Raw genomic sequence first — 5,161 nt, 5'->3', positions numbered from 1 at the left:
GAACGCCGTGCTGGAAATCGTCGGCCAGCACTTCCGCCCCGAGTTCATCAACCGCATCGATGAGACGGTGGTGTTCCGGCCGCTGGGCCGCGAGCAGATCCGCCGCATCACCGACATCCAGGTGGGCTACCTGCGCAAGCGGCTCGCCGAGCGCGACATGAAGCTGGAGATCTCCGAGGCGGCACTGGACCGGCTCGGCGAGGCGGGCTTTGATCCGGTCTATGGCGCCCGCCCGCTGCGCCGCGCGATCCAGCAGCAGCTGGAGAATCCGCTGGCACAGCGCATCCTGCAGGGCGAGTTTGGGCCGGGCGACGTCATCCGCCTGGATGTGGACGGCGAACAGGGGCTGAGTTTCGATCGCGCGGCATGAGCCGGGCCGGGAGCGCGGTGCGCATGGATGCCGTCTTCAGAAAAGGAGGTATCCATGGCCAAGTATCGCAACGCGCTGCCGCAGCTCGGTGAACGCATTTTCGTAACCGACGGCGGCATCGAGACCACGCTGATCTTTCTCGACGGGCTGGACCTGCCGCTGTTCGCGGCCTTCCCGCTGCATGACACGCCCGAGGGCTGGGCGGCGCTGAAGAAATACTTCACGCCCTATGCCGCGCTGGCTCGCGACCGCGGCGCGGGTTGCGTGCTCGAGACCGCCACCTGGCGCGCCAACCACGACTGGGGCGTGAAGCTCGGCTATTCGGCGGAAGCGCTGGAGAGGGTCAACCGCGATGCCGTGAAGCTGCTGCTCGAACTGCGCAAGGAGTTCGAGACGGAAGCCTCCCCGCTGGTGATCAGCGGTTGCCTCGGTCCGCGTGGCGACGGCTACCAGCCGGAGGCGAAGATGACGGCCGAGGAAGCACAGGCCTACCACGATCTCCAGGTGCGCGTCTTTGCGGAAACGGACGCGGACCTCGTCACCGCCATCACCATGAATTACGTCGAGGAAGCCATCGGCATCGCGCGCGCGGCCAGGGCGCGGAACATGCCGGTGGTGATTTCCTTCACCGTGGAAACCGACGGCCGCCTGCCGACGGGGCAGTCCCTGCAGGAGGCCATCGAGGAAACCGATGCCGCGACCGATGGCGCGCCGCTCTACTACATGATCAACTGCGCGCACCCCGAGCACTTCCGCGACCTGCTGCGCGACCGGCCGGAGTGGGCCCGGCGCCTGCAGGGCATCCGAGCGAATGCCTCCACCAAGAGCCACGCCGAGCTCAACGAATCCACCGAGCTGGACGCCGGCGATCCCGAGGCGCTGGCGCGCGATTACGTCGAGCTGAAGGAACTGCTCCCGGCATTGCGTGTGGTCGGCGGTTGCTGCGGTACCGACCATCGCCACATCACCGCGATTCATTCCGCGGTCGGCTGAACCTTTCGCCTTCCTGGCGGAACTCACGGTGGCGGCATCTGGCCGCCACCGGAGAACCTCATGTCCCTTGCCGCCTTGCTGCTTGTCCTTGCCGCTTCCTCACCCCATCATCCCGCCGCGCAGATCGCTGCCGCAGAACGTGCCTTCGCCGCGCAGTCGGTAGCCGAGGGCATGAACACGGCCTTCGCCGCGCACCTTGCCGATGACGCGGTCGTGTTCCAGCCCTTGCCGCGTTCCGGCGCACGGGCCTGGCATGCCGCGCAGGAAAACCCGCCGGTGACACTGGACTGGTATCCCGCGTTCACGCTGGCGGCTGCCTCCGGCGACTTCGGCCTGTCTACCGGTCCGTTCACGCTGGTCTCGCAAACCGATCCCCAGCGGCGCGGCTACGGGCATTTCATCTCCATCTGGGAACGCCAGGCGGACGGCGCCTGGAAAGTGGTCATCGATGGCGGCATCGGTCATCCGCAACCGGAGGCCGCCATTGCCGCGCTCGACCCGGCGCGAATGCCGGCGAGCCAGCTTCCGGAAGCTCGCGATGACGCGAGCATGGACGAACTTGAAGCCGTGGAAGCGAGGCTGCGCGAGCGTGCGCGGTCGGAAGGCGTTGCCGGCGCCGTCCACGCCTTCGCCTTGCCGCAGCTCAGGCTCTACCTGGAAGGCCGGTTACCGGTGATCGGCCGCGAGGCGGCGGTGGCACTGCTCGAGGCCGAGGCGCCGGCATGGAGCTGGCGGATGACGGGTGGAGATGTCGCGCAAAGCGGCGATCTCGCCTACACCTACGGCACGCTGCATCCGGCCGGGGATGCCGAAGGCCAGCCGATGGGCAGCTTCCTGCATGTCTGGCAATGGGACGGCGAGGGCTGGAAGCTGCTGGTGCAGCGGGACGCGATCTTCCGCTGATCAGGAGGCCGTCTTGACGCGATTTCGGCCTTCACGCTTGGCGCAGTAGAGGGCGGCATCCGCCGCCTTGATGAGCTCGGCGCTGCAGATGTTCCTGGCCACGGCCACGCCCGCGCTGATCGAGATCCGGTACTCCTCGCTGAAGGTGTGAGCGCCGGTAGCCTCGCGGATGCGATCCACGATCACGACCGCATCGGCGAGCGTCGTCTCCGGAAGCATCAAGGCGAATTCCTCGCCGCCATAGCGCGCCAGCACGTCCGACTTGCGCAGCATGCCCTGTGCCAGCGCGGTGAATTCCTTCAGGACGCGGTCGCCGGCCTCGTGGCCGCGGCTGTCGTTCAGGCGCTTGAAATGATCGATGTCGATCATCGCTACCGCGGGATAAGCGCCGGAGCGTTCCGCGCGCAGCAGTTCGGCCTGCAGCGCTTCCATGAAGTAGCGGCGGTTGTAGGCGTTGGTGAGGCTGTCGCGGAAGGCGAGTGTGGCAAGTTCCTCTTCCTTCGCCTTCTGCCTCGTGACGTCCGCGAAGGCCACCATGAACACCGGTTCGCCGTTCAGTTCCAGCGTCTTTGCGCTCAGCATCGCCCAGAAGGGCTCGCCGCCCTGGGTGCGAAGCGAGGCGATGAAGCCCTCGACCCGGCCGTTCTCACGCAGACGTTCGACGAATGAAATGCGGTCTTCGGGATTGACGTAGAACTCGGGGGCGGTGTGCCCGATCAATCCCGACAGCGGCGTTTCGAACATGTCCGCCGCCTTCTGGTTGCAGTAGCGGATCACGCCGTTGTCGAGACGGGTGACGATGAGCGGGAAGGGCGAGGCTTCCAGCAGCGTGCTGAGCGTCTGCTGCGTCCGGTGCAGCATCTCTTCCGCCGCGACGATGTCGGAGACGTCGGTGACGGCGCTCAGCACCGCGTCGCGGCCGTTGATGGTCACCAGCCGCGCCGAGACCCGCGCCCAGAAGCGGCTGTCATCGGAGCGGCGCATGCGGATGCGCCAGCCGCGTACCTGGTCTCCCCGGACCGCCGCGAGGAAGCGCTGCCGCTCGTCGGCATCGTCCCAGAAGTCCTGCATGCGGATGCTGGCGGCAGGCTGGCCGGCGAGACCGAACAGCGCCAGCGCCTGCTCGCTCGCTGCCACCGGGCAACCGCTGGCGGCATCGACCAGGATCAACGCGGTGGGCGCGTGGAAGAACAGTTCACGCAGCACGTCCGTGGAGAGATCGCCGTAGGCTTCGGCGAGCAGGCGCGTGCCGCTGTCTTCTTGTTTCATTGCCATGACTCGATCAGCAGCTCGGCCACGCGCTGCGGGGCTTCGACCTGCGGGTAATGACCGCAGCCCGGGATGGAGGCCAGCCGCGCATTGGGCAGTTTCCGGACGATGGCCGCATCCAGCAGCGCGGGCGGCAGGAAGGGATCATCGGTGGCGACCACGGTGACGGGCAGCTCGACAGGTTGCAGTTCGGTGTGCTGCCTGCCCTGCTGCCATGCATCGAAGCTCGCGGCGATGATTTCGGGAGCGATCCGCGTCGCCTCGTCCAGCAGGCGCTCCCTGTCTTCCGGGGCAAGTGCAAAGCAGCAGGCGTCCAGGATGCCGGCCAAGGCGTGGCGCCTGCCGCCGGCATTGCGAAACTGGTCAGCCACCTCGGCGGGCAGTGGCAGGCCCTCGACCGGCACCGGGGTGAGCATCACCAGCGAGACGAACCGCTGCGGCGCTGCAGCCGCGAGCAGCAGGGCGAGCTGGCCACCCATGCTGTGGCCGACGAGGTGGCAGTCATGGAGATCGAGGCGCTCGGCGAGGCCCAGCAGCTCCTCGACGAGGCGGTCAAGTGAGACCGGCGTGTTCGTTTCCTGCCACAGCTCAGGCAGGATCAGCCTGTTCCCGGCCAGCGCGGGCAGGAGCGCGTCCCAGACGCGGCTGCTGGCCATCCAGCCATGGATGAGGAGTACGGGGCGGCCGTCCGTGTTTCCTGTTTCCCTGTATCGCATGCGGTTTTCTTCCGTGTGGCGCCCGGCTGGCAGAGAGGATGATGAAGCAGCCGCCAGCGCATCGGCAACGACGGCATGTGCGCAATCCGTCGCAGGACCGGTGAAAAATCACTGATCTGGGAGACGAGCTTCCATAAACGCGCGAACCGTCCAAGGTTGCCGGGTTGCGGCCCACACCTTAATATTTCGCGCCTTTGCCGGTATTCCCGGCGTTTCCCTTCCCGGTTCAACAGGATCAACGATGCGCACCCATTATTGCGGCCAGGTAGATGAAAGCCTTCTCGACAGCGAAGTCACGGTATGCGGCTGGGTTCACCGCCGGCGCGACCATGGCGGCGTGATCTTCGTCGACCTGCGCGACCGCGAGGGCCTGCTGCAGGTCGTGATGGACCCGGACGAGAAGGCCGTGTTCGAACTGGGCGAGCGCGTCCGCTCGGAGTACGTGCTGAAGATCACCGGCAAGGTGCGCCGCCGTCCCGCCGGCACCGAGAATCCCAGGCTTCGTTCCGGCCAGGTCGAGCTTTACGCGCGTTCCATGGAGCTGCTGAACGCCGCGGAAACGCCGCCGTTCATGCTGGATGAGGCCGAGGACGTCAGCGAGGAGCGGCGCCTGAAGTTCCGCTACATCGACCTGCGCCGCCCCGAGATGCAGCGCCGCCTGCGCCTGCGCCACGCGCTCACCATGGCGATCCGCCGCTTCATGGACGACAACGGCTTCATCGACATCGAGACGCCGATGCTCACCAAGGCTACGCCCGAGGGCGCACGCGATTACCTCGTGCCGTCGCGCACCCATGAAGGCAAGTTCTTCGCGCTGCCGCAGTCGCCGCAGATCTTCAAGCAGCTGCTGATGATGTCGGGCTTCGACCGCTACTACCAGATCGTGCGCTGCTTCCGCGACGAGGACCTG

Annotated in this window: 5 protein-coding genes and 1 pseudogene; 4 read left to right on the top strand and 2 right to left on the bottom strand. The window is 66.8% G+C overall.

Going from position 1 to position 5,161, the window contains the following annotated elements; all coding sequences use genetic code 11:
• From VKZ87_RS00910 to VKZ87_RS00900, 3 genes and pseudogenes are all read left to right on the top strand, one after another.
• Positions 1–370, top strand: a pseudogene (locus VKZ87_RS00910) (hypothetical protein); the annotation flags it as partial.
• 54 nt (positions 371–424) lie between these two features.
• Positions 425–1,363 (top strand): homocysteine S-methyltransferase family protein, encoded by a 939-nt coding sequence (locus VKZ87_RS00905; protein ID WP_324219351.1) that lies wholly within the window; start codon positions 425–427, stop codon positions 1,361–1,363.
• Between the two features lie 60 nt (positions 1,364–1,423).
• Positions 1,424–2,266: a hypothetical protein gene (locus tag VKZ87_RS00900; protein ID WP_324219350.1), complete on the top strand. Its 843-nt coding sequence runs from the start codon at positions 1,424–1,426 to the stop codon at positions 2,264–2,266.
• On the opposite strand, the gene VKZ87_RS00895 is transcribed toward VKZ87_RS00900, so the two are convergent.
• Positions 2,267–3,541 carry a diguanylate cyclase gene (locus VKZ87_RS00895; RefSeq protein ID WP_324219349.1) on the bottom strand — a complete coding sequence of 425 codons (1,275 nt, stop codon included), beginning with the start codon at positions 3,539–3,541 and terminating at the stop codon, positions 2,267–2,269. It abuts the gene before it with no gap.
• Positions 3,532–4,251 (bottom strand): alpha/beta hydrolase, encoded by a 720-nt coding sequence (locus VKZ87_RS00890; RefSeq protein WP_324219348.1) that lies wholly within the window; start codon positions 4,249–4,251, stop codon positions 3,532–3,534. Before VKZ87_RS00890 ends, VKZ87_RS00895 begins: the two co-directional genes overlap by 10 nt.
• 241 nt (positions 4,252–4,492) lie before the next feature.
• On the opposite strand from VKZ87_RS00890, the gene VKZ87_RS00885 reads away from it, so the two are divergent.
• Positions 4,493–5,161 (top strand): amino acid--tRNA ligase-related protein (locus VKZ87_RS00885; protein ID WP_324219347.1); only part of this gene is annotated, 669 nt, incomplete at its 3' end.

The sequence above is a fragment of the Ferrovibrio sp. genome (assembly GCF_035304305.1).
Taxonomy (GTDB): domain Bacteria; phylum Pseudomonadota; class Alphaproteobacteria; order Ferrovibrionales; family Ferrovibrionaceae; genus Ferrovibrio.
The sequence above is the reverse complement of the archived record's forward strand: the minus strand, read 5'-3'. Positions and strand labels throughout refer to the sequence as shown.

Excerpts from the sequence above, each read along its gene's own strand:
- VKZ87_RS00905 (WP_324219351.1), top strand. The coding sequence starts at position 425 with ATGGCCAAGTATCGCAACGCGCTGCCGCAGCTCGGTGAACGCATTTTC.
- VKZ87_RS00900 (WP_324219350.1), top strand. The coding sequence starts at position 1,424 with ATGTCCCTTGCCGCCTTGCTGCTTGTCCTTGCCGCTTCCTCACCCCAT.
- VKZ87_RS00895 (WP_324219349.1), bottom strand. The coding sequence starts at position 3,541 with ATGGCAATGAAACAAGAAGACAGCGGCACGCGCCTGCTCGCCGAAGCC.
- VKZ87_RS00890 (WP_324219348.1), bottom strand. The coding sequence starts at position 4,251 with ATGCGATACAGGGAAACAGGAAACACGGACGGCCGCCCCGTACTCCTC.